This window comes from Streptomyces chromofuscus, assembly GCF_015160875.1.
GTDB lineage: Bacteria > Actinomycetota > Actinomycetes > Streptomycetales > Streptomycetaceae > Streptomyces > Streptomyces chromofuscus.
The window spans coordinates 3301938-3324398 of record NZ_CP063374.1 but is presented as its reverse complement, the minus strand read 5'-3'; the positions used below and the strand labels follow the sequence as shown (position 1 = coordinate 3324398).

The following is a 22461-nucleotide window of genomic DNA, read 5'->3' as shown; positions in this document are numbered from 1 at the left end:
CGCCCCGGGTGGCGCCTCGTTCCACGCGATGTGGCGCGAACTGCTCCCCATCGGCCGGCACCCCGGCACCCGCGGCTACCGCCGCTTCGCCTGGACCGGGGCCGACCGTGAGTGCCGTGACTGGTTCCGGGCGCAGGCCGAGGCGCGCGGGCTGGTCCACGAGCTGGACCGGAACGGCAACCAGTGGGCCTGGCTCGGCGATCCCGCCCGGGGGGACGCCGTCGTCACCGGGTCGCATCTCGACTCCGTGCCCGACGGCGGGGCCTTCGACGGTCCCCTCGGGGTCGTGTCGTCGTTCGCCGCGCTGGACGAACTGCGCAACCGCGGCGTGCGGTTCGGCAAACCCCTCGGCATCGTCAACTTCGGCGACGAGGAGGGCGCCCGCTTCGGGCTCGCCTGCGTCGGGTCGCGGCTCGCCGCCGGGCAGCTCACCGTCGAGCAGGCGCACCGCCTGACCGACGCCGAGGGCATCACCCTGCCGCGGGCCATGGAGGCCGCCGGACACGACCCCGACGCCATCGGACCCGACCCCGAACGGCTGGCCCGCATCGGCGCCTTCGTCGAGCTGCACGTCGAACAGGGCCGCGCCCTGGACCTGTCCGGCGACCGGGTCGGCGTCGCCAGCGCCATCTGGCCGCACGGGCGGTGGCGGTTCGACTTCCGGGGCGAGGCCAACCACGCCGGCACCACCCGGCTCGTGGACCGGCGCGACCCCATGCTGCCGTACGCCGGGACCGTCCTCGCCGCCCGCCGCGCGGCCGAACTCGGTGAGGCCGTCGCCACGTTCGGCAAGGTCGCCGTCGAACCCAACGGCGTCAACGCCGTCCCCTCCCTGGTGCGCGGCTGGATCGACTCCCGTGCCGCCGACCAGCAAACCCTCGACACCGTCGTCACCGAGATCCAGCGGGCGGCCCGCGAGCACGCCGACGCCCACGGCGTCGACCTCGACGTCGTACGGGAGTCCTTCACGCCGGTCGTCGAGTTCGACCACGCCCTGCGCGACGAACTCGCCCGCATCCTGGGCAAGGACACCGACCTCACGGTCCCGGTCCTCGGCACCGGCGCCGGACACGACGCCGGGATCCTGGCCGGGACGATCCCGACCGCCATGCTGTTCGTGCGCAACCCCACCGGCGTCTCGCACTCCCCGGCCGAGTTCGCGGCCGAGGACGACTGCGTGGCCGGGGTCAGCGCACTCGCCGACGTACTGGAAGGGCTGGCCTGCGCGTGACACGGACGTACTGGCTGGAACACGCCTGGCTCGGCAATCACGTCGAGCCGGGAGTCGCCGTCGACACCGAGGACGGCCGGATCACCGCCGTCCACCAGGGCGTCGGCAGTCCGCCCCCCGGCGCCGAGATCCTCCGCGGCCTCACCCTCCCCGGCCTCGCCAACGCCCACAGCCACGCCTTCCACCGCGCCCTGCGTGGCACCGTGCAGGTCGGCTCGGGCACCTTCTGGACGTGGCGCGAGGTCATGTACGCCACCGCCGACCGGCTCACCCCGGACACCTACCACGCGCTGGCGAGGGCGGCCTACGCCGAGATGGCCCTCGCCGGCATCACGGCCGTCGGCGAGTTCCACTACGTCCACCACGCGTCCGGCGGCACCCCCTACGCCGACCCCAACGCCATGGGCGAGGCGCTGGTCGCGGCAGCCGCCGAAGCCGGGATCCGCATCACCCTCCTCGACACCTGCTACCTCTCCTCCGGCTTCGGACAGCCGCCCAACGCCCACCAGCTCCGCTTCTCCGACCGGACGGCCGAGCACTGGGCCGAACGCTGTTCAGTTCTCAAGGAACGGGATCACGCACGGATCGGGGCGGCGATCCACTCCGTACGGGCCGTGCCCGCCGACCAGTTGGCGACCGTGGCGCGCTGGGCCGAGGAGCGGCGGGCCCCGCTGCACGTGCACCTGTCCGAGCAGACCGCCGAGAACGACGCCTGCCGGGAGGCGCACGGCCGCACCCCCACCCGGCTCCTCGCCGACCACGGCGTCCTCGGCCCCCGCACCACCGGCGTCCACAACACGCACCTGACCGACGACGACATCGCCCTGATCGGCCGCAGCGGCACCGGCACCTGCATGTGTCCGACGACGGAGCGGGACCTCGCGGACGGCATCGGGCCGGCCGCGGCGCTCCAGCGAGCGGGTTCCCCCCTCTCCCTCGGCTCCGACAGCCATGCCGTCGTCGACCTGCTCGAAGAGGCCCGCGCGATGGAGCTGAACGAGCGGCTGCGCACCCGCACCCGCGGCCACTGGACGGCCGCCGCCCTGCTGCGGGCCGCCACGGCGGACGGGCATGCCGCGCTCGGCTGGCCCGACGCGGGCACCCTGGAGCCCGGCGGGCTCGCCGACTTCACGACGATCGCGCTCGACTCGGTCAGAACGGCGGGGCCGCTGCCCGGGCTGGGCGCCGAGACGGCCGTATTCGCCGCGACGGCAGCGGACGTCCGCCATACGGTCGTCGGCGGGCGGCACGTCGTGCGCGACGGGGCGCACACCCTGGTACCCGATGTGCCGCGGGCACTCGCGCAGGCCGTCGACGCCCTGCGTGCCTGACGACCGCCGACCCGAACCCCCATGAGGACGCCATGAGCAGCACCACCAGCGCCACACCCGCCGGCGCCACCCACGGCACGACCACCGTCGTCACCAACATCGCCACGCTGGTCACCAACGACCCCTCCCTCGGTGACGGATCCCCCCTGGGCCTGATCCACGACGCGGCCGTCGTCATCGACGGCGACCGCGTCGCGTGGACCGGTGAATCAAGCAAAGCACCCGCCACTGACAACCGGGTCGACGCCGGCGGCCGCGCGGTGATCCCGGGGTTCGTCGACTCCCACTCCCACCTGGTGTTCGCGGGCGACCGCACGGAGGAGTTCAACGCCCGTATGTCCGGCCGGGCGTACAGCGCGGGCGGCATCCGGACCACGGTCGCCGCCACCCGCGCCGCGACGGACGCCGAGCTCGAGGCCACCCTGACCCGCTACCTCGCCGAGGCCCTCCGCCAGGGCACCACGACCCTGGAGACCAAGTCGGGCTACGGCCTCACCGTCGAGGACGAGTCCCGGGCCCTGCGCATCGCCGCCGCCCACACCGACGAGGTCACCTACCTGGGCGCCCACATCGTCCCCCCCGATCACGCCGAGGACCCGGCGGCGTACGTCGCCCTGGTCACCGGCGAGATGCTCGACGCCTGCGCGCCGTACGCCCGCTGGATCGACGTCTTCTGCGAGAAGGGCGCGTTCGACGGCGACCAGGCCCGCGCCATCCTCACCGCGGGCAGGGCCAGGGGCCTGCACCCGCGCGTCCACGCCAACCAGCTGACGTACGGCCCCGGCGTCCAGCTCGCCGTCGAGCTGGACGCCGCCTCCGCCGACCACTGCACCCACCTCACCGACCAGGACGTCGACGCGCTGGCCAACAGCTCCACCGTGGCCACCCTGCTTCCCGGCGCCGAGTTCTCCACGCGCGCCGAGTGGCCCGACGCGCGGCGGCTGCTGGACGCGGGCGTCACGGTGGCGCTGTCGACGGACTGCAACCCCGGCTCGTCGTTCACCTCGTCCGTCCCGTTCTGCATCGCCCTGGCGGTACGGGACATGCGGATGACCCCCGACGAGGCGCTCTGGTCCGCCACGGCGGGCGGCGCCCGTGCCCTGCGCCGCGACGACGTCGGCCGCCTGAGCCCCGGCGCCTACGCCGACCTGGCCGTTCTCGACGCCCCCAGCCACGTCCATCTGGCGTACCGGCCGGGGGTGCCCCTGGTGAGCGAGGTGTGGCGGCGCGGACGGCGGGCCGCCTGACCTGCGGTCACGCCGCTCCCGCCCGCCACCGCTGGTCCGGGTCCCCGTCCGAGTCGTCGAGCGAACGGAACACCAGCCCGTCCCCGCCGTCCGGCGTCACCGCCGTCTCCACGGCGATGGCGGGCCGGATCAGTCCGCTGTCGTCGACGACGAACTTCAGGTTCTGCGCGTTCCTGCCCTCCACCGAGGAGCAGGTCCAGATGCCCACACCCCGGTCGGTCGAGCCGCGGCTGTCCAGGCAGTAGTCCGGGTCGGCGGCCGACTGGAGCACGCCCCGCCCGGCGTCGACCCGCCAGCGCTGCGTCGCGGCCGACGAACAGGGCGCCGTGACGACGTCCACGCCCTTGTCCAGGACGCCGTCCCGGATGTCCAGGCACAGCCCCGAGGCGACGTTCACGACCTGGGCGTAGGCGCTGCCCGGCGGGTGCGTGGCCGGAGGCGGCGGCGGGGTCGGGGACGGCGTCGGCGGGCGGGTCGTGCGCGACGGGGTCGGACTCCCCGTCGGGGAGGGTGACTTGGAGTTCCTGGAGGGCGTCGGCGACGGGGTGGCCGAGGGCACCGGCACCGTCGCGGTCACCGTCACCGCGGGCGGCGGCACGGCGGTGATCAGGTCCGAGGCGTTGCCTGCGGGGGAGTCGTCCGGGGACAGCAGGAAGAACAGCAGCGGGGTGAGCGCCACACCCAGTCCCGCCGAGGCCAGCGCGCCCCGCCGCGACGGTGACCAGGCCCGCTCCCGCCCGTCACGGCCCCCCGCGGCCGTCGCACCGGACCACCCTCGCCCACCGGGGCCTCCCGTGCCCGTTCCCACGGACCACCCCCGCCCACCAAGGCCTCCTGCTCCCTGTTCGCCGGACCGCGACCGCGCGCCAGGGCCGCCCGCGCCCGTCGCGCCGGACCACCCCCGCCCGCCGCGGCCCTCCGACCCCGTTCGGCCGGACCGCTCCCACGCAGTACGGCCCCCCGCACCCGTCGCGCCGGACGGCTCCCCCTCCGTACGGCCTTCCGCCGTCGCCCCGCCGGTGATCCGCGCCGCGTACGCCGCACCGGCCCACGGCATCAGTCCCTCGGCCAGCGCGGTGCGCGGGGCGTCGCGCAGGGCGGTCAGTTCCTCGTATGCGGTCGTGCAGTGCGGGCAGCGCGCCCGGTGCGCGGCCAGATCGGGGCTGTGCCGGGGCGAGTCCGGCCGTACCGACTCCTCGATCAGCCGCTGGAAGTCCTGGCAGTCCGGGTCGTCGGAGGCGGCCAGCCGGGCCCGCAGCAGCGACCGGCCGAGCGCGCCCAGCGCCGGTTCGATCCCGTAGGTCACGTCCTCCGGGGTGACGCCCAGCAGTACGGCGGTCCGCTCGGCGCTCTCCTGCTCCACGACGCCGTACCAGATCAGTCCGCAGGTGCGGGCCGGCAGCGTCCGGTACGCGGCGAGCATGGGCGGTACGGGCCCGCCGGGGCCGGAGGTGTTGAGGACCAGCAGCAGGCCCGCGTCGAGGGCCGCCGAGCGGTCGCCCTCGGCCCACGTCGCGGCCACGCCGCCGGTCAGCAGCAGGAGTTGGTGCCGCCACGGGACGGCCGGATCGGTGCCGCGCGCCGTCTGACGGGCCGCCAGCGTGAATGCCTGGGCCGCCAACTGGCGGGCCGCCGCGTCGCCGGTCGTGCACAGCCGGGCATAGGCGAGGACCGACGCGCGATGGCGGGCGCGAAGTTCCTGCAGCGCGGGGTAGGCGACGGCGGTGTCGGCGCGCAGCAGTTCGGTCAGCCGCGCGTCGGACGTGCCGGAGTGCCCGCCGTGCGTCGCGTCGCCGTCGGTTCCCTCGGGCCGAGCCATGCACCCGCCTCCTCGCGTCCCCACCGGTGCCGGGCCGGGCACCTGACGTACCGGCCGGTTTGGCGGGTGACCATAGTGGTGGAGAGGAGCTCGTGGGGAAAGGCGTTACCGAGGGTAATGATCGGACGGGAGAGGTGAGTTCGGGGCGGCCTGGAAACGGCTCGTCCGGCGCCCGGGGGGCGCCGGACGGCAAGCCTTTCGCGGGGCCGGTGTCAGTCCTCGGCCGTCAGTCCCTTGCGCAGCCGCCCCAGGGTCCGCGACAGCAGCCGCGACACGTGCATCTGCGAGATGCCCAACTCCTCGCCGATCTCCGACTGGGTCATGTTGGCGACGAAACGCAGGGAGAGGATCTTCCGGTCCCGGTGCGGGAGTTCGGCGATCAGGGGCTTGAGCGACTCCACGTACTCGATGCCCTCGATCCCGTGGTCCTCGTAGCCGATCCGGTCCGCGAGCGCGCCCTCGCTGTCGTCCTCCTCGGGCTGCGCGTCCAGCGAGGAGGCGGTGTAGGCGTTGGAGGCGGCCATGCCCTCGACGACCTCGTCGTGGGACAGCCCCAGCCGCTCCGCGAGCTCCGCCACCGTGGGCGCGCGGTCGAGCTGCTGGGCCAGCTCGTCGCCGGCCTTGGCCAGGTCGAGCCGGAGCTCCTGCAGGCGGCGCGGGACGCGCACGGACCAGGAGGTGTCACGGAAGAAGCGCTTGATCTCGCCGATGATGGTTGGCATGGCGAAGGTGGGGAACTCGACGCCACGGCTGAGTTCGAAGCGGTCGATCGCCTTGATGAGGCCGATGGTGCCGACCTGGATGATGTCCTCCATCGGCTCACTGCGGGAGCGGAAGCGGGAGGCGGCGAACTTGACCAGGGCCAGATTGAGTTCGACGAGCGTGTTGCGCACGTAGGAGTACTCGAGCGTGCCTTCCTCGAGCGTTTCCAGCCGCTCGAAGAGGGTCTTGGACAGGGCCCGCGCATCGACGGGACCGACCTCGTCGTACGGGGGGATCTCCGGAAGTCCGGCCAGTACGTCGTCCTGGACGCCGGGGGCGTCCTCGTGGACCGCGTACGTCTCGCTGTCCTGCGCGATGGGATCCAGATGTTCCGAAGAGGGTGTCGACGTCGCCGTCCGGGTATGCGATGCGTCGAGCCGGGGTGACATGATGTCCTCCATCGTTCTCGGCATAAGGCTGCCGAAGCCAGTACGTGCACTGCGGTGTGCGGCGCCTCCGAAGCCGGCCGTGTCGGTTACGTGTCTCTACTAGCCCTACCCGCTTTCCTGAAGCCTTCGCAAGTGCGTTCTGTGGATATATGTCCGTTTCTGGGCGGATGTTCGGGTGTTGAAGGGCGTGGGGAAGGCGTAGTGTTCGATGGCGACAGTCAGCAGCCACGACCTCGGGAGAGAGAGACGGCATGGACCACGGGACGGTCGGCAGCGCACAGTCGGGCCGGCTTCTGGTGGAGGTGCGGGAAGAAGGCCGTAGTGCCGTCGTGACTCCGGCGGGTGAGCTGGACCACCACACCGCAGACCTGTTGCGCGAGCCACTCGACGAGTGCCTTGCCAAGGGATTCAGCCGCCTGGTCGTCGACTGCTCGCGGCTGGAGTTCTGCGACTCCACCGGGCTCAACGTGCTGCTCGGCGCCCGCCTGAAGGCGGAGGACGCAGGGGGCGGAGTGCACCTCGCGGGCATGCAGCCCGTGGTGGCTCGTGTGTTCGAGATCACGGGGGCGGACGCGGTCTTCACCGTGCACGACACGGTCGAGGAGGCCCTGGCCGACGAAGGCGAGGCCGACTGAGTGTGCCGGGTCGTGCCGAAGTGAGGGGTGTTCCCCCGGAACGGTCGGGCAGGAGACAACCTGAACATGTCGGCGGCGATCACGACCGAGCGCGCGGACACTGGTACTGAGCACCGACTTATTCGTAACTGAACTCTTGAATTGTGAACTGGTGAATCGGTGAGGTGAAGCGCTGATGAGCACCACCCGGCCCTACTCGCCGGGCGACCGCGGCCCGGAGCCCAGCGGCGCTTCGGGGGCGTCCGAGGGGGGCGTGCCGGGGACCGGGGCGTCCGCGGGGGGCGCGGCCGTGTCGTCGGGGGCGCGTCAGGTCCGCAGGCTGACCTTCGAGGGGGAGAGCGGCGTCGTGCCGCTGGCCCGCGACTTCGCGCGCCAGGCCCTGTACGCGTGGGGCTGGCTGCCGGCCGCGACCGCGGATCAGCGGGCGGCCGCCGAGGATGTGCTGCTCGTCGTGTCCGAGCTGGTCACCAACGCGTGCCTCCATGCCGAGGGGCCGGACGAGCTGTGGATCGCCTGTGACAACAAGGTGATCCGGATCGAGGTCTCCGACCGGGGCACGGGACAGCCGGCGCCACGGACGCCGCACCGGGCCGGACGGCCCGGCGGCCACGGCATGTTCATCGTGCAGCGCCTCTGCCTGGACTGGGGGGTCGTGCGGACTCCCGGTGTCGCCGGCAAGAAGGTGTGGGCCGAGCTGGGGGCTCCCGCCTGAATCGCCCGCGGTGAGCCGCGGGCTTCGTGCGTCGCTTGTCGTGTGGCCGTCCGCTCTGCGGCCGTTCGGTTCTGCGGCTGTTGTGTTCTGTGCTCATCCGCACGGTTCCCCGCACCCTCCTGAGGGGCGTCTTCCATTCCCACACGTTCCACCACGCATCGCGTCTTCCCCCCCACCGCGTCCTGGCGAACGCACCGCAGCGCTCGCGTCCGCGGCCCGGTCGAGTGGGCGAGGGTCCTGTCGGCGGGCGCGCTGTCACTGACGCGTCGGAACCGGGCGGTGGGAACGTGCCGCTGAGCCATCGTCAGCAGGCGGGATGCCGCCGGCCGTCGGAGCACGACCTCTGACGGGGGGTGATGCTGCATCCGGTTCCCGGGAACGACGCGGGCCACCGCATCCGGCGAGGATGCGGTGGCCCTGCGTGCTGTCGGGGCGTGCCTCAGCGCACGTCGCCCATGAGTTCCTTGACGCGCTTGCGGTACATGAAGACCGCCACGCCGGCGAGGACCGCGAGGGCGGCCTCCGCGGCCACGACGCCGGTCTTGTTCAGGTCGACGCCGTAGGTGGAGAGCAGACCGGTGACCGCGTCGCCCGCGGTGACCGCGAGGAACCAGACACCCATCATCTGGGAGGCGTACTTCGCGGGGGCCATCTTCGTGGTCACCGACAGACCCACCGGGGAGAGCATCAGCTCACCGGCCGTCTGGCAGAAGTAGATCAGGACGATCCACCACGGCGAGACCTTGCCGCCGTCGGACGCCACCAGGGGCAGCAGGAACACGAAGAACGAGATGCCGACGAGCACCAGACCGCCCGCGAACTTGGTGATCGTGCTCGGTTCCTTGCTGCCGCGGGCGAGCGACAGCCACACCGTGGCGAAGACCGGGGCCAGCGCCATCACCAGGACGGGGTTGACCGACTGGAACCAGGAGACCGGGAACTCCCAGCCGAAGACGTGGTTGTCGACGTGCTCGTCCGCGAAGAGCGACAGGGTCGAGCCGCCCTGGTCGTAGATCATCCAGAACACGGCCGCGGCCACGAAGAACCAGATGTATCCGGAGACACGGGACTGCTCCGCGCCGGTCAGCTCCTTGTCGCGCTTGATGCGCGCCAGGACGGTGATCGGGACGATGAGGCCGATGATGAGCAGCGGGACCGTCACCCAGTTCAGGGTGTAGTTGCCGGTGGCCACCACGACGGCGTAGAAGACCACCGCGATCAGCAGCCAGATCATGGACTTGCGCAGCGTGCTGTTGCGCTCGTCCCTGCTCAGCGGCTTCGGGACCACGCTGGAGCGGTCCGACAGGTGGCGGCTGCCGAGCAGGAACTGGGCCAGACCCAGCGCCATGCCGAGCGCGGCGAGCGCGAAGCCGAGGTGCCAGTCGACCTTCTGGCCGACGGTGCCGATGATCAGCGGCGCGGCGAAGGCACCGAGGTTGATGCCCATGTAGAAGACCGTGAAGCCGCCGTCGCGGCGCGGGTCGTTCGGGCTGTCGTAGAGATGGCCCACCATGGTGGAGATGTTCGACTTCAGCAGGCCGGAGCCGATGGCGACCAGCAGCAGGCCGAAGTAGAAGGTGCCCGAGGTGGGCAGGGCCAGGACCAGGTGACCAGCCATGATGACCGAGCCCGCGATCGCGACCGTCTTGCGCGGACCCCAGATGCGGTCGCCGAACCAGCCGCCCGGCAGCGCCAGCAGGTACACCGTCGAGACGTAGACGGAGTAGATGGCGATCGCCGTACCGGCGTCCAGGCCGAGCCCGGCGGGGGCGACCAGGTAGAGGGGAAGCAGTGCCCTCATGCCGTAGTAGGAGAACCGCTCCCACATCTCGGTCATGAAGAGAGTGGCCAGTCCGCGGGGGTGGCCGAAGAAGGTCTTCTCGGAACCGGGGGTGCCCGGTGAGACCGAGTCCTTCGTCAGGCTGGACGCCATGGTCGATCCTTGCTGGTCGGGACGCGCTCACAGAAGCGATGCGCGCCCGGTGGGGGACGGCCGGCACCGGCGGATCGGTCGTCCACCCCACGCCCACGGGGAGTCCGCTCCGCATCACGGAGCGGTGGACGGCGCCCACCGGGATCCACGCCTCGCGCGCCTCACTGCGCGCGCGGCCCGGCCACAGGTCATTCCTCTCAAGGCCGACCGGAGCCGGCCCGCACACAAAAGTGACCTCCGGCGCGAAAGCGTCGCCGAAGGTCCCCGTGGTGCTACAGGCGTTCAATCACCATACGTCAGAACAGTGTCGGAAATGGAAGGACTTGAGACGCGGATCACAGGTGCCGCGGGAACCGCACCCGCCCTTTCGAAGGTCATTGTCGTAATCACACGGTACGGCAAATGGTTCATACCATTGCAACTGCGGGTAAGAATCCGGGCCCGGCCATCGCCGCCCGGCTCCGGGCACGGGCGGACTACCATCACCTCATGACCCGTGTACTGCTCGCCGAGGACGACGCCTCCATCTCGGAGCCGCTGGCGCGCGCACTGCGCCGCGAGGGTTACGAGGTCGAGGTGCGCGAGGACGGACCGACCGCGCTCGACGCGGGCATCCAGGGCGGCGTCGACCTGGTCGTGCTGGACCTCGGGCTGCCCGGCATGGACGGTCTGGAGGTGGCCCGCCGACTACGTGCCGAAGGCCACACCGTGCCCATCCTGATCCTCACGGCGCGGGCCGACGAGGTCGACACCGTCGTCGGTCTGGACGCCGGCGCCGACGACTACGTCACCAAGCCGTTCCGCCTCGCCGAGCTGCTGGCCCGGGTACGGGCCCTGCTGCGGCGCGGCGCCGCCGAGCCCCAGCAGCCGCCCGCCACGCACGGGGTGCGGATCGACGTCGAGTCGCACCGCGCCTGGATGGGCGACGAGGAGCTCCAGCTCACCGCCAAGGAGTTCGACCTGCTGCGGGTCCTGGTCCGGGACGCCGGGCGGGTCGTCACCCGCGACCAGCTGATGCGCGAGGTCTGGGACACCACCTGGTGGTCGTCCACCAAGACCCTCGACATGCACATCTCCTGGCTGCGCAAGAAGCTGGGTGACGACGCCGCGAACCCCCGGTACATCGCGACGGTGCGCGGCGTGGGCTTCCGCTTCGAGAAGAACTAGCCCCGCGCCGGGCCCCCGGGTGAGCCGCGGGTAATACACGGGTAAGAGGACATGCGCCGCCGACTGATCCAGTCCACGCTCGCCGTGGTGCTCGTCGTGATCGCCGTCTTCGGCGTCTCCCTCGTCGTGGTGGAGACCCGGACGATCAGCGCCAGCGCCCAGGAACGCGTGGAGTCCGAGGCGGTGCGGCTGGCCGGCATCGTCGACAGCCGCATCCTCGGCCGCGAGCAGATCACCTCCGAGATACTGGTCGACCAGGTCGGCGACGACCGGTATGCCGTCGTGCGCATCCCCGGCCAGCCGCCCGTCGAGATCGGCCAGAAGCCGTCGGGCGACGTCATCGAGTCGACCCGGCGGGGCGAGGAGGGCGAGACGGTCACCGTGCAGGAACCGCGCTCCGCGGTGACCCGGGAGGTCGGGCGGACCCTGATGATCATCGGCGCGGTGGCGCTGCTGGCCGTCATCGCCGCCGTGCTGCTCGCCCTGCGGCAGGCCGACCGCCTCGCCTCGCCCCTCACCGACCTCGCGGAGACCGCCGAACGCCTCGGCTCCGGCGACCCGCGCCCCCGCCGCAAGCGGTACGGGGTCCCCGAGCTGGACCGCGTCGCCGACGTCCTGGACGCCTCCGCCGAACGCATCGCCCGGATGCTCACCGCCGAGCGCCGGCTCGCCGCCGACGCCTCGCACCAGCTGCGCACCCCGCTCACCGCGCTGTCGATGCGTCTGGAGGAGATCACCGTCACCGACGACCCGACCACCGTGAAGGACGAGGCGACCATCGCGCTCACGCAGGTCGAACGCCTCACGGATGTCGTCGAACGGCTGCTGACCAACAGCCGCGACCCTCGCACCGGCTCCGCGGTCACCTTCGACCTCGACGAGGTGATCCAGCAGCAGCTCGCCGAATGGCGCCCGGCCTACCGCAGCGTCGGCCGCGCGATCGTCAGCTCCGGCAAGCGGCATCTGAAGGCGGTGGGCACGCCCGGGGCGGTCGCACAGGTGCTGGCGGCGCTGATCGAGAACTCCCTGATGCACGGCGGCGGCACGGTCGCCCTGCGCACCCGCGTCACCGGCAACCAGGCGGTGATCGAGGTCACCGACGAGGGCCCCGGCGTCCCGGCGGACCTCGGCGCCCGGATCTTCGAGCGCGCGATCAGCGGCCGCAACTCCACCGGCATCGGCCTCGCCGTCGCCCGCGACCTGGCGGAGGCCGACGGGGGCCGCCTGGAGATGCTCCAGGCCAAGCCGCCCATCTTCGGGCTGTTCCTGTCACGGACGCCGGTGAAGAAGTCGTCGGAGGAGGAGGAGCGGACGGTCCGGTAGGAAGCAGGGGCAGGGGCAGGGGCAAGGGGCAGGACCTGATGCCGAGGCCGCGCCCCGGTCTCACACCCGGGCCCGCTGCGGCCGGACCGGCTCCGGGGCCTCCAGGAACGCTCCCGCGCTGTCCTTCACGCTGTCGACGACGTTCGCGCGGGACGGCACCCCCGCGGCCTCCCGCGGCGGCAGCGCCCGGAACACCCAGGTGCGGTAGGACCAGAACCGGAACAGCGTCGCGACACCGATGCCGAGGAACTTGAAGACGTTGCTCTGCAGCGGGCTGTCCCAGCCGAAGCCGTACGTCGCCGCGTACAGCACGCCGTTCTCGACCACCAGGCCGGCCGCGCTGAACAGCAGGAACAGCGTCAGCTCCCTCGTCCGGCCGCTCTTGTCGCGGTCGCGGTAGGCGAAGTAGCGGAAGCCCACGTAGTTGAAGGCGATCGCCACCACCGTCGCGATCACGCTCGCGCGCACCACCTGGAGGTCGGTCACGTGCCGCACCAGGTTGAACACGGCGAGGTTGACGAGAAGACCCGCGCCGCCCACGGCGCCGAACCTGGCGACCTCCCGCACGAGCCTGCGCAGCCCTGAGGAACCACGTCCCATGGTCGTACAGGCCCCCAGTCGGTCGGTTCCGTCAACTCCGCCATGCTAACCACCGCGCTTCTGTGATCGCCTGTGGATGACGTCACGGCCGTCGAAGGAGGCGGAAACCGGCCCACCCGGAGTGGCCGATACCCTGGGGGCGTGACGTTCCCGGTAGTCGGCATGGTCGGCGGGGGCCAGCTCGCGCGTATGACGCACGAGGCGGGCATCCCGTTGGGCATCAGGTTCAAGCTCCTCAGTGACACCCCGCAGGATTCCGCGGCGCAGGTGGTCTGCGATGTCGTCGTCGGCGACTATCGCGACCTCGACACGCTGCGTGACTTCGCGCGCGGGTGCGACGTGATCACGTTCGATCACGAACACGTACCCACCGAGCACCTACGCGCCCTGGAGGCGGACGGCATTCCCGTGCGCCCCGGGCCCGACGCGCTCGTGCACGCCCAGGACAAGGGCGTGATGCGCGCGAAGCTCGACGCGATCGGCGTGCCGTGTCCGCGCCACCGCATCGTGAGCGACCCGCAGGACGTCGCCGCGTTCGCGCAGGAGGGCGACGGCTTCCCCGTCGTCCTCAAGACCGTCCGCGGTGGCTACGACGGCAAGGGCGTGTGGGTCGTGGACTCCGTGGAGGAGGCCGCCGAGCCGTTCCGCGCCGGTGTCCCCGTCCTCGCCGAGGAGAAGGTCGACTTCGTACGGGAGCTCGCGGCGAACGTCGTCCGCTCCCCGCACGGCCAGGCGGTCGCGTACCCCGTCGTCGAGTCCCGCCAGGTCGACGGCGTCTGCGACACGGTCATCGCGCCCGCCCCCGACCTCGACGAGGCCCTCGCCCTCGAGGCCGAGCGGATGGCGCTGGACATCGCCAAGGAACTCGGCGTCGTCGGCCACCTCGCCGTCGAGCTGTTCCAGACCCGCGACGGACGGATCCTGGTCAACGAACTGGCGATGCGACCGCACAACTCCGGTCACTGGTCGATGGACGGCGCCATCACGTCCCAGTTCGCCAACCACGTCCGGGCCGTCCTGGACCTCCCGCTCGGCGACCCGCGTCCGCGTGCGAAGTGGACGGTCATGGTCAACGTCCTCGGCGGCGACTACCTCGACATGTACTCCGCGTACCTGCACTGCATGGCCCGCGACCCCAAGCTGAAGATCCACATGTACGGCAAGGACGTGAAGCCCGGCCGCAAGGTCGGCCACGTCAACACCTACGGCGACGACCTGGACGACGTTCTCGAGCGCGCACGTCACGCTGCCGGCTACCTGAGAGGCACGATCACCGAATGAGCCCCGTTGTTGGCATCGTCATGGGGTCGGACTCCGACTGGCCCGTCATGGAGGCCGCCGCCAAGGCCCTGGACGAGTTCGAGATCGCCTACGAGGTCGACGTCGTCTCCGCGCACCGCATGCCCCGCGAGATGGTCACCTACGGCGAGCAGGCCGCGGACCGAGGGCTGAAGGTGATCATCGCCGGGGCGGGCGGCGCCGCCCATCTGCCGGGCATGCTCGCGTCCGTGACCCCGCTGCCGGTGATCGGCGTCCCCGTCCCGCTGAAGTACCTGGACGGCATGGACAGCCTCCTGTCCATCGTGCAGATGCCGGCCGGTGTGCCGGTCGCCACGGTCTCGGTCGCGGGCGCCCGCAACGCCGGCCTGCTCGCGGCCCGTATCCTCGCCGCCCACGACGAGGAGCTCCTCGGCCGGATGCGCGACTTCCAGCAGGAGCTGAACGACCAGGCCACCGAGAAGGGCAAGCGCCTGCGCGCCAAGGTCGAGGGCGCGGGCGGCGGCTTCGGCTTCGGCAACTGACGGTGAGGACGTTCGGACAACCGATGGCGACAAACAGGGGGACGGCGATGACCGCACTGGACGAGGCCCGGGAACTGCTGCGCGAGTTCCCGGTGGTCGACGGGCACAACGACCTGCCGTGGGCGCTGCGCGAGCAGGTCCGCTACGACCTCGACGCCCGGGACATCGCCGCTCCCCAGGGCGCACACCTGCACACCGACCTGCCAAGGCTGCGCCGGGGCGGGGTCGGGGCGCAGTACTGGTCGGTGTACGTCCGCTCGGACCTGCCCGACGCGGTGCCCGCGACGCTGGAACAGATCGACTGCGTACGGCAATTGCTCGCCCGGTACCCGGACGACCTCGCGCCCGCCCTGACGGCCGCGGACATGGAGGCGGCGCGCGCCCAGGGCCGCATCGCCTCCCTCATGGGCGCCGAGGGCGGCCACTCCATCGCCGACTCCCTCGCCACGCTGCGGGCCCTGTCCGCGCTCGGCGTCCGCTACATGACGCTCACCCACAACGACAACGTGGCCTGGGCGGACTCCGCGACGGACGAGCCCGGCGTGGGCGGCCTGTCGGCCTTCGGCCGCGAGGTGGTGCGGGAGATGAACCGCGAGGGCATGCTGGTGGACCTCTCGCACGTGGCCGCGACGACCATGCGGGACGCGCTGGACACCTCCGCCGCGCCGGTGATCTTCTCGCACTCCTCCGCCCGCGCCGTCTGCGACCACCCGCGCAACATCCCCGACGACGTCCTGGAGCGCCTCCCCGCCAACGGGGGCGTCGCCATGGTGACGTTCGTGCCGAAGTTCGTGCTCCAGGCCGCCGTCGACTGGACGGCCGAGGCGGACGAGAACATGCGCGCGCACGGCTTCCACCACCTCGACACCACAGCCGAGGCGATGAAGGTGCACCGGGCCTTCGAGGAGCGCACCCCGCGCCCGGTCGCGACCGTGGCGACCGTCGCCGACCACCTCGACCACATGCGCGAGGTGGCCGGCGTCGACCACCTGGGCATCGGCGGCGACTACGACGGCACCGCGTTCACCCCCGAGGGCCTCAACGACGTGTCCGGTTACCCGAACCTGATCGCGGAGCTGATCGACCGCGGCTGGTCCCGGTCCGACCTGGCCAAGCTCACCTGGCAGAACGCGGTGCGCGTGCTGGGCGCGGCGGAGGACGTGGCCCGCGACCTCCGGGCCACGCGCGGGCCGTCCAACGCCACCATCGAGTCGCTCGACGGGTGACCGGAGAGGGCGGGGCGGTCGTCGAGGGCGGGGCGGCCGGCGCAGCGGCCCGGGGTCGCTGAACCGGGCCCCGCCCCTACTCCGAACGCCCCGCCCACCAGGAGCCCTTCGGCGGCCCGTGCGACGGTGACCGTACAGCGATCGCCCGCGCATGTATGGAGCCCGCCATGGCCGATCTCCGGAACGACCTGCACACCCCCACCGAGGTCGGCGAGTTCGACGCCCTGTCCCTGGAGCCCTCGTTCCCGGCGGATCCGTACCTCGTCGACGCCCCGGACAACGACCTGCTGGACCGGGCGCACGCCCTGCTCGCCGCCCACCCCGTCGCCGACGGCTACAGCGGACTGCCGTGGGCGCTGCGGCACCTGCCCTGGTACGACCTGGAGCTGGGGGAGATCGCCGTCGACACCGACGTCCCCCGGATGCGGCAGGGACACGTCGGCGCGCTGTTCTGCTCGCTGCACCTGCCCGAGGGACTCGCCGCCGACCGGGCCGTCGGCGCGACCCTGGAGCAGCTGGACCTGGTCCGCACGGTGATCGCCAACCACCCCGAGGGCCTGCGCCTGGCCCGCACCGCCGGCCAGGTCATCGACGCCCGCAACTGCGGCCGCACCGCCGTGCTGCTGGGCCCGGCCACCGCCGCCGCGCTGGACGACTCCGTGAGCCTGCTGCGCGTCCTGCACGCCCTCGGCCTGCGCATCCTGACCCTCGACGGCACCTCCTGGGCGAGCGAGGCGGGGCTGACCCGGTTCGGCGAGGAGGTCGTGCGGGAGATGAACCGCCTCGGTGTGCTCGCCGACCTCTCCGGCGCCTCCGACCGGACCGTCGAACGCGTTCTCGCCGCGTCCAAGGCCCCCGTGCTGTGCACCCGCTCCGGCGCCCGCGCCCTGCGCCCTCACCCCGCCAACCTCCCCGACGACCTGCTCGCCGGGCTGGGCAAGACCAAGGGGCTGTGCCTGGTACCGCTGACGGCGGAGCAGACCGGGCCGACGGTCCGGGACGTCGCCGACCACCTCGACCATGTCCGCACCGTCGCCGGGCCCGGCTGCGTCGGCCTGTCCGGCACCTACGACGCCGGCTGCGCACACCCGCAGGAGCTGACCGACGCCTCCTGCTACCCCCACCTCGTCGCCGAGCTGCTGCGCCGCGGCTGGTCGGAAACCGACCTGGCACTGCTCACCTGGGGAAACGTGCAACGCGTCCTGCGCACGGCCGACACCACCGCCCGGGCGGCCCAGGAGCGGCGCGCCCCGTCGACGGCACGCATCGCGGAGCTGGACGGCTGAGCGGCCACGGGAGCGGCGGGAAGAGAGGGCTGTCGATGCCAGGGACGCGGATCTCGACGTCAGGCGTGCTCGATCCGGCAGAGGCAGAACGGGTGCCCCGCCGGATCGGCGTAGACACGGAAGTCCTTGTTCTCGTAGTCCTCCGCGTCCAGTACCCGCGCGCCCAGTTCCAGCACCCGCTTCTCCGCCCGGTCCACCTGCTCCCAGGTGGACCCGGCGTCGATGTCGAGGTGGAACTGCTGCGCGTTGCGGTCGGCCCGCGGCCACTCCGGCGGCGTCAGGCCGTCCACGCGCTGGAAGGCCAGACGCGGACCGTCGGGGACGTGCAGCACCACCCAGTCGGGATCGGTGTCCTCCGGGGTGCCGCCGACGATCCCGGCGTAGAAGCGGGCGAGCCCGCGGGGGTCGGGGCAGTCGAGGACGACGGAGCGGAACCGTGCGACGGGCGCCATGGTGTTACCTCCCGGGTCAGCAGGCGCAGAGGCAGAACGGGTGCCCGGCCGGGTCGGCGTACACACGCCACGTGCGTGAGCGGTCCTCGGCGTCCAACACCCGGGCGCCCAGCGCCAGCACGCCCGCCTCGGCCGCGTCCAGGTCCTCGACCGTGAGGTCGAGGTGGTACTGCTGCGACTGCTCGGGGGACGGCCACTTCGGCGGGACGAATCCGGGGGCGGCCTGGAAGGCCAGTTGCTGCCCGCCGGGGACCTTGAGGTCCACCCACTCGCCGTTGTCCTCGATCGTGCCGCCCAGCACCTCGGCGTAGAAACCGGCCAGCGTGCGGGGGTCGGGACAGTCCAGGACGACGACACCGAGTTTCGCGAGAGCCATGACCACTCCTCTTCGAGTTACTCATAGACCGGATCGACCGGTAACGGTTACCCCATGCTCGCGCAGTGGGGGTAACGTCGCAAGCATGAGCGACAGATTGCCCGCGCCCGGCGGCCTCGCCCTGGTGGAGGCCCTGGTCAACACCGTCGACCTGGAATCGGGCAGGGACGCGCTCGACACGGCCGAGGGCAGGACGCCCTTCGGGATCGGTGAACGGGACCTGGCGCAGGCGCGCGAGCTGCGCGAATCCCTGCGCGCCGCCTGCCTCGCGCACGCCGGGCACCCCCCGCACCGCGCGGTGACCCCGCTGGGCGACCTCCTGGCGCGCGCGCCGCTCTACGTGGCCGTCGACGCACGGGACGGGTCGGCGCGCCTCACGCCGGTCGAGGAGGGGCCGCTGCTGTCACGAGTGGCCGGGGCGGTCGCACAGGCGCTCACCGAGGGCACCTGGCAGCGGCTGAAGGCGTGCGAGCTGCCCGACTGCCACTGGGCCTACTACGACCGCAGCCCGGCCGGCCGTGGCCGCTGGTGCTCGATGGCGGTCTGCGGGGCGCGCGCGAAGATGCGGCGGTACCGGGCGAAGGGCGCCTGAGGGGCGGGCCGGTGGTGCAGAATGCGTGAAGACGCCGGTTCGGCCGACTGAGCCTCGGCCGAACCGGCGTCGCCCGCCGCTGGGGGCGGGCGCTCGGCCCACGGTTCCGCCCGTCGTCCGCCCAGGCGATCGTCTGAACGGCGTCGCCCGGTGTGCGGGCCGGGTGGTCGGCTCAGCGATTGCGCCCGTCGTCCGGCCGAGCGGTCGGCTGGATGGTGTCGCCGGGTGTGCGCGCCAGGTGGTCGGCCCATCGGTTCTGCCCCGGCCGGACGGCCGACCGAACGGTGTCGCCCGTCGTCCGTGCGGGGCGCTCGGCCGACGGCGTTGCCCGTACTCCCCGGGTCGGATGGTCGCCCCAACAGGTTCTGCCCGTCGTCCGGTCGGCGCTCGACCGAACGCTCACGCCCGGTGTCCCGGTCGGGCGCTCGGCCTCACGGTTGCGCCGACGTCCGGGGTCAGGCGCTCGGCCTCACGGTTGCGCCGACGTCCGGGGTCAGGCGCTCGGCCTCACGGTTGCGCCGACGTCCGGGGTCAGGCGCTCGGCCTCACGGTTGCGCCGACGTCCGGGGTCAGGCGCTCGGCCTCACGGTTGCGCCGACGTCCGGGGTCAGGCGCTCGGCCTCACGGTTGCGCCGACGTCCGGGGTCAGGCGCTCGGCCTCACGGTTGCGCCGACGTCCGGGGTCAGGCGCTCGGCCTCACGGTTGCGCCGACGTCCGGGGTCAGGCGCTCGGCCTCACGGTTGCGCCCGGCGTCCAAGGCCAGGCGCTCGCCCGAGCGGTGTCGTCCGTCGGTCCGTCAGGCGGTCGGGCGGCCCATCGCTCGGTACGACCACCCCGCCCGCCGCCACAGCTCCGGGTCGAGGGCGTTGCGGCCGTCCAGGATGACGCGGGACTGCGCGACCTCGCCCAGCGCGGCCGGGTCGAGCTCGCGGAACTCCCGCCACTCCGTCAGGTGCAGCACGACGTCGGCACCCCGTACCGCCGCCCGAGCCGAGTCGGCGTACCCCAGCGTGGGGAAGAGGCGCCGGGCGTTGGCCATGCCCTTCGGGTCGTAGACCGTCACCTGGCCGCCCTGGAGGTGGATCTGCCCGGCGACGTTCAGCGCGGGCGAGTCACGGACGTCGTCCGAGTCGGGCTTGAACGCGGCGCCGAGCACCGCCACCCGCTTGCCCAGGAAGGACCCGCCGCCGAGCGCCTCCCGCGCCATCTCGACCATCTGCCCGCGCCGCCGCATGTTGATGGAGTCGATCTCCCGCAGGAAGGTCAGCGCCTGGTCGGCCCCCAGCTCACCGGCGCGCGCCATGAACGCCCGGATGTCCTTCGGCAGGCAGCCGCCGCCGAAGCCGATCCCGGCCCGCAGGAACTTCTTGCCGATCCGGTCGTCGTACCCGATCGCCTCCGCCAGCTTCACCACGTCGCCGCCCGCGGCCTCGCACACCTCCGCCATCGCGTTGATGAAGGAGATCTTGGTGGCGAGGAAGGAGTTCGCGGAGGTCTTCACCAACTCGGCGGTCGGGAAGTCGGTCACCACGAACGGCGACCCCTCGGCGACCGGCGTCGCGTATACCTCCCGCAGCAGCTTCTCGGCCCGGTCGCTGTGCACGCCGACCACGATCCGGTCCGGTCGCAGGGTGTCCTGCACGGCGAACCCCTCGCGCAGGAACTCCGGGTTCCAGGCCAGCTCGGCGTCCGCCCCGGCCGGCGCGTGCTCGGTGAGGTAGGCGGCGAGACGGTCGGCGGAGCCCACGGGTACGGTCGACTTGCCGACGACCAGAGCCGGGCCCGTCAGATGCGGGGCGAGGGAGGCGAAGGCGGAGTCGACGTAGCTCATGTCGCAGGCGTACTCGCCGTGCTTCTGCGGGGTGTTCACGCAGACGAAGTGCACGTCGCCGAACGCCGCCACCTCGGCGTAGTCCGTGGTGAACCGCAGCCGTCCGCTGGACCCCTCGATCCCGGCGACGTGCTTGCGCAGCAGCTCCTCGAGGCCCGGCTCGTACATCGGGACCTCGCCCCGACGCAGCATCTCCACCTTCTCCGGGACGACGTCGAGCCCCAGCACCTCGAACCCGAGCTCGGCCATCGCCGCGGCGTGTGTGGCGCCGAGGTAACCGGTACCGATCACGGTGATTTTGAGGGCCATGGGGACTCCACTGGGTAGCGTCGGCAGTGCGGGGCCGAGCATAGCCGTCGGGCCTGGCGGGCAGTTTTCCCGCTGTCGTCAAGCTCACGTACCCCCGGGCGTGGGACGACCCCTAAAATTTGGGTTACTTAACGGTAATTAGCGCCAGCAGCATCACAGCGTCTTCCTTGGAGCGTGAGAGACCTTGGCCGGATCGGCTGACTTCGACCTGTACCGCCCGTCCGAGGAGCACGAACTGCTCCGCGACACCGTTCGCGCGCTGGCCGAGGCGAAGATCGCGCCGTACGCCGCCGCCGTGGACGAGGAGGCCCGCTTCCCGCAGGAGGCCCTGGACGCGCTGGTCGCCAACGACCTGCACGCGGTGCACGTACCCGAGTCGTACGGCGGCGCGGGTGCCGACGCGCTCGCCACGGTGATCGTCATCGAGGAGGTGGCGCGCGTGTGCGCCTCCTCCTCGCTCATCCCGGCGGTCAACAAGCTGGGCTCCCTGCCGGTGATCCTCTCCGGCTCCGAGGAGCTGAAGAAGAAGTACATGACCCCGCTCGCCAAGGGCGACGGCATGTTCTCGTACTGCCTCTCCGAGCCCGAGGCGGGCTCCGACGCGGCCGGCATGAAGACGCGCGCGGTCCGCGACGGCGACCACTGGGTCCTCAACGGCGTGAAGCGCTGGATCACCAACGCGGGCGTCTCCGAGTACTACACGGTGATGGCCGTGACGGACCCGGAGAAGCGCTCCAAGGGCATCTCCGCCTTCGTCGTCGAGAAGTCGGACGAGGGCGTCTCCTTCGGCGCCCCCGAGAAGAAGCTCGGCATCAAGGGCTCCCCGACCCGCGAGGTCTACCTCGACAACGTCCGCATCCCCGCCGACCGCATGATCGGCGAGGAGGGCACCGGCTTCGCCACGGCGATGAAAACCCTGGACCACACCCGCATCACCATCGCGGCCCAGGCCCTCGGCATCGCCCAGGGCGCCCTCGACTACGCCAAGGGCTACGTCAAGGAGCGCAAGCAGTTCGGCAAGCCGATCGCCGACTTCCAGGGCATCCAGTTCATGCTCGCCGACATGGCCATGAAGATCTCGGCCGCCCGCGCCCTGACCTACCAGGCCGCCGCCGCCTCCGAACGCGGCGACGCCGACCTCACCTACCTGGGCGCCGCCGCCAAGTGCTTCGCCTCCGACGTGGCCATGGAGGTCACCACGGACGCCGTCCAACTCCTCGGCGGCTACGGCTACACCCGTGACTACCCGGTGGAGCGCATGATGCGCGACGCGAAGATCACCCAGATTTACGAGGGCACGAACCAGGTCCAGCGGATCGTCATGGCCCGCAACCTGCCGTAGTCGTCGAAGCCCTGGCCGCCCGGCCGTCGTCTGGCGGCCGTTCGGCCTATCGGCACGTCAGCCCCCGGAACTCGTCCGGGGGCGTTTACCGCTTT

At 72.1% G+C, this 22461-nt stretch carries 20 protein-coding genes; 13 read left to right on the top strand and 7 right to left on the bottom strand.

The window, feature by feature from the left end:
* The first annotated feature begins 28 nt into the window (after positions 1-28).
* Genes IPT68_RS14860 through hutI form a run of 3 tightly spaced genes read left to right on the top strand, consistent with a single transcriptional unit; the run spans position 29 to position 3809 of the window.
* Complete coding sequence (locus tag IPT68_RS14860; protein WP_189700486.1) at positions 29-1231, top strand: allantoate amidohydrolase; 1203 nt, start codon at positions 29-31, stop codon at positions 1229-1231.
* Positions 1222-2562 (top strand): formimidoylglutamate deiminase, encoded by a 1341-nt coding sequence (locus IPT68_RS14855; protein ID WP_373300700.1) that lies wholly within the window; start codon positions 1222-1224, stop codon positions 2560-2562. The genes IPT68_RS14860 and IPT68_RS14855 overlap by 10 nt, the downstream gene beginning before the upstream one ends.
* Before the next feature lie 32 nt (positions 2563-2594).
* A complete protein-coding gene (gene hutI, locus IPT68_RS14850; protein ID WP_194074091.1) occupies positions 2595-3809 on the top strand; it encodes an imidazolonepropionase in 1215 nt (404 codons plus the stop codon).
* Between the two features lie 7 nt (positions 3810-3816).
* Here the strand turns inward: hutI and IPT68_RS14845 are convergent, their stop codons facing one another.
* Both IPT68_RS14845 and IPT68_RS14840 read right to left on the bottom strand, forming a co-directional pair.
* Positions 3817-5628, bottom strand: a complete 1812-nt coding sequence (locus IPT68_RS14845; protein ID WP_189700379.1) for an RICIN domain-containing protein — start codon at positions 5626-5628, stop codon at positions 3817-3819.
* A gap of 212 nt (positions 5629-5840) precedes the next feature.
* Positions 5841-6791, bottom strand: a complete 951-nt coding sequence (locus IPT68_RS14840; protein ID WP_189700378.1) for an RNA polymerase sigma factor SigF — start codon at positions 6789-6791, stop codon at positions 5841-5843.
* Positions 6792-7030: 239 nt separating this feature from the next.
* Here IPT68_RS14840 and IPT68_RS14835 point away from each other — a divergent pair, with 239 nt between their 5' ends.
* Together IPT68_RS14835 and IPT68_RS14830 are read left to right on the top strand one after the other, a co-directional pair.
* Positions 7031-7414, top strand: coding sequence for an STAS domain-containing protein (locus tag IPT68_RS14835; protein WP_189700377.1), 384 nt, complete (start codon positions 7031-7033; stop codon positions 7412-7414).
* Between the two features lie 175 nt (positions 7415-7589).
* Entirely contained in the window at positions 7590-8126 is a 537-nt protein-coding gene (locus IPT68_RS14830; RefSeq protein ID WP_189700376.1) for an ATP-binding protein, read from the top strand.
* Positions 8127-8565: 439 nt separating this feature from the next.
* Here IPT68_RS14830 and IPT68_RS14825 read toward each other — a convergent pair whose 3' ends face one another.
* Entirely contained in the window at positions 8566-10059 is a 1494-nt protein-coding gene (locus IPT68_RS14825) for a peptide MFS transporter (RefSeq protein ID WP_189700375.1), read from the bottom strand.
* Between the two features lie 489 nt (positions 10060-10548).
* On the opposite strand from IPT68_RS14825, the gene IPT68_RS14820 reads away from it, so the two are divergent.
* Together IPT68_RS14820 and IPT68_RS14815 are read left to right on the top strand one after the other, a co-directional pair.
* Positions 10549-11226: a response regulator transcription factor gene (locus tag IPT68_RS14820; protein ID WP_189700374.1), complete on the top strand. Its 678-nt coding sequence runs from the start codon at positions 10549-10551 to the stop codon at positions 11224-11226.
* 51 nt (positions 11227-11277) lie between these two features.
* Positions 11278-12549, top strand: coding sequence for an ATP-binding protein (locus tag IPT68_RS14815; protein ID WP_189700373.1), 1272 nt, complete (start codon positions 11278-11280; stop codon positions 12547-12549).
* Between the two features lie 60 nt (positions 12550-12609).
* Here IPT68_RS14815 and IPT68_RS14810 read toward each other — a convergent pair whose 3' ends face one another.
* A complete protein-coding gene (locus tag IPT68_RS14810) occupies positions 12610-13149 on the bottom strand; it encodes a GtrA family protein (RefSeq protein WP_189700372.1) in 540 nt (179 codons plus the stop codon).
* A gap of 141 nt (positions 13150-13290) precedes the next feature.
* Here IPT68_RS14810 and IPT68_RS14805 point away from each other — a divergent pair, with 141 nt between their 5' ends.
* From IPT68_RS14805 to IPT68_RS14790, 4 genes are all read left to right on the top strand, one after another.
* The gene (locus IPT68_RS14805) at positions 13291-14430 is read left to right on the top strand and encodes a 5-(carboxyamino)imidazole ribonucleotide synthase (protein ID WP_189700371.1); all 1140 of its coding nucleotides are present in this window, start codon (positions 13291-13293) and stop codon (positions 14428-14430) included.
* Positions 14427-14951, top strand: a complete 525-nt coding sequence (purE, locus tag IPT68_RS14800; RefSeq protein WP_189700370.1) for a 5-(carboxyamino)imidazole ribonucleotide mutase — start codon at positions 14427-14429, stop codon at positions 14949-14951. The genes IPT68_RS14805 and purE overlap by 4 nt, the downstream gene beginning before the upstream one ends.
* Before the next feature lie 47 nt (positions 14952-14998).
* Positions 14999-16177 (top strand): dipeptidase, encoded by a 1179-nt coding sequence (locus IPT68_RS14795; RefSeq protein WP_189700369.1) that lies wholly within the window; start codon positions 14999-15001, stop codon positions 16175-16177.
* A 167-nt stretch (positions 16178-16344) separates the two neighbouring features.
* Positions 16345-17463 (top strand): dipeptidase, encoded by a 1119-nt coding sequence (locus IPT68_RS14790; protein ID WP_189700368.1) that lies wholly within the window; start codon positions 16345-16347, stop codon positions 17461-17463.
* Positions 17464-17522: 59 nt separating this feature from the next.
* On the opposite strand, the gene IPT68_RS14785 is transcribed toward IPT68_RS14790, so the two are convergent.
* Both IPT68_RS14785 and IPT68_RS14780 read right to left on the bottom strand, forming a co-directional pair.
* Entirely contained in the window at positions 17523-17915 is a 393-nt protein-coding gene (locus tag IPT68_RS14785) for a VOC family protein (RefSeq protein ID WP_189700367.1), read from the bottom strand.
* 16 nt (positions 17916-17931) lie between these two features.
* On the bottom strand, positions 17932-18291 hold the full coding sequence (locus IPT68_RS14780; RefSeq protein ID WP_189700366.1) for a VOC family protein: 360 nt from the start codon (positions 18289-18291) through the stop codon (positions 17932-17934).
* An 85-nt stretch (positions 18292-18376) separates the two neighbouring features.
* Between IPT68_RS14780 and IPT68_RS14775 the strand changes: the two genes are divergently transcribed.
* Positions 18377-18883, top strand: a complete 507-nt coding sequence (locus tag IPT68_RS14775; protein WP_189700365.1) for a CGNR zinc finger domain-containing protein — start codon at positions 18377-18379, stop codon at positions 18881-18883.
* Between the two features lie 797 nt (positions 18884-19680).
* Here the strand turns inward: IPT68_RS14775 and IPT68_RS14770 are convergent.
* A complete protein-coding gene (locus IPT68_RS14770) occupies positions 19681-21024 on the bottom strand; it encodes a UDP-glucose dehydrogenase family protein (RefSeq protein ID WP_189700364.1) in 1344 nt (447 codons plus the stop codon).
* A 184-nt stretch (positions 21025-21208) separates the two neighbouring features.
* Here IPT68_RS14770 and IPT68_RS14765 point away from each other — a divergent pair, with 184 nt between their 5' ends.
* A complete protein-coding gene (locus tag IPT68_RS14765; protein ID WP_189700363.1) occupies positions 21209-22366 on the top strand; it encodes an acyl-CoA dehydrogenase in 1158 nt (385 codons plus the stop codon).
* Positions 22367-22461: the final 95 nt, after the last annotated feature.

Coding starts and splice junctions, on each gene's coding strand:
- IPT68_RS14860 (WP_189700486.1), top strand. CDS start 29: ATGTGGCGCGAACTGCTCCCCATCGGCCGGCACCCCGGCACCCGCGGC.
- hutI (WP_194074091.1), top strand. CDS start 2,595: ATGAGCAGCACCACCAGCGCCACACCCGCCGGCGCCACCCACGGCACG.
- IPT68_RS14845 (WP_189700379.1), bottom strand. CDS start 5,628: ATGGCTCGGCCCGAGGGAACCGACGGCGACGCGACGCACGGCGGGCAC.
- IPT68_RS14840 (WP_189700378.1), bottom strand. CDS start 6,791: ATGGAGGACATCATGTCACCCCGGCTCGACGCATCGCATACCCGGACG.
- IPT68_RS14835 (WP_189700377.1), top strand. CDS start 7,031: ATGGACCACGGGACGGTCGGCAGCGCACAGTCGGGCCGGCTTCTGGTG.
- IPT68_RS14830 (WP_189700376.1), top strand. CDS start 7,590: ATGAGCACCACCCGGCCCTACTCGCCGGGCGACCGCGGCCCGGAGCCC.
- IPT68_RS14825 (WP_189700375.1), bottom strand. CDS start 10,059: ATGGCGTCCAGCCTGACGAAGGACTCGGTCTCACCGGGCACCCCCGGT.
- IPT68_RS14820 (WP_189700374.1), top strand. CDS start 10,549: ATGACCCGTGTACTGCTCGCCGAGGACGACGCCTCCATCTCGGAGCCG.
- IPT68_RS14815 (WP_189700373.1), top strand. CDS start 11,278: ATGCGCCGCCGACTGATCCAGTCCACGCTCGCCGTGGTGCTCGTCGTG.
- IPT68_RS14810 (WP_189700372.1), bottom strand. CDS start 13,149: ATGGGACGTGGTTCCTCAGGGCTGCGCAGGCTCGTGCGGGAGGTCGCC.
- purE (WP_189700370.1), top strand. CDS start 14,427: ATGAGCCCCGTTGTTGGCATCGTCATGGGGTCGGACTCCGACTGGCCC.
- IPT68_RS14795 (WP_189700369.1), top strand. CDS start 14,999: ATGACCGCACTGGACGAGGCCCGGGAACTGCTGCGCGAGTTCCCGGTG.
- IPT68_RS14790 (WP_189700368.1), top strand. CDS start 16,345: ATGGCCGATCTCCGGAACGACCTGCACACCCCCACCGAGGTCGGCGAG.
- IPT68_RS14785 (WP_189700367.1), bottom strand. CDS start 17,915: ATGGCGCCCGTCGCACGGTTCCGCTCCGTCGTCCTCGACTGCCCCGAC.
- IPT68_RS14780 (WP_189700366.1), bottom strand. CDS start 18,291: ATGGCTCTCGCGAAACTCGGTGTCGTCGTCCTGGACTGTCCCGACCCC.
- IPT68_RS14775 (WP_189700365.1), top strand. CDS start 18,377: ATGAGCGACAGATTGCCCGCGCCCGGCGGCCTCGCCCTGGTGGAGGCC.
- IPT68_RS14770 (WP_189700364.1), bottom strand. CDS start 21,024: ATGGCCCTCAAAATCACCGTGATCGGTACCGGTTACCTCGGCGCCACA.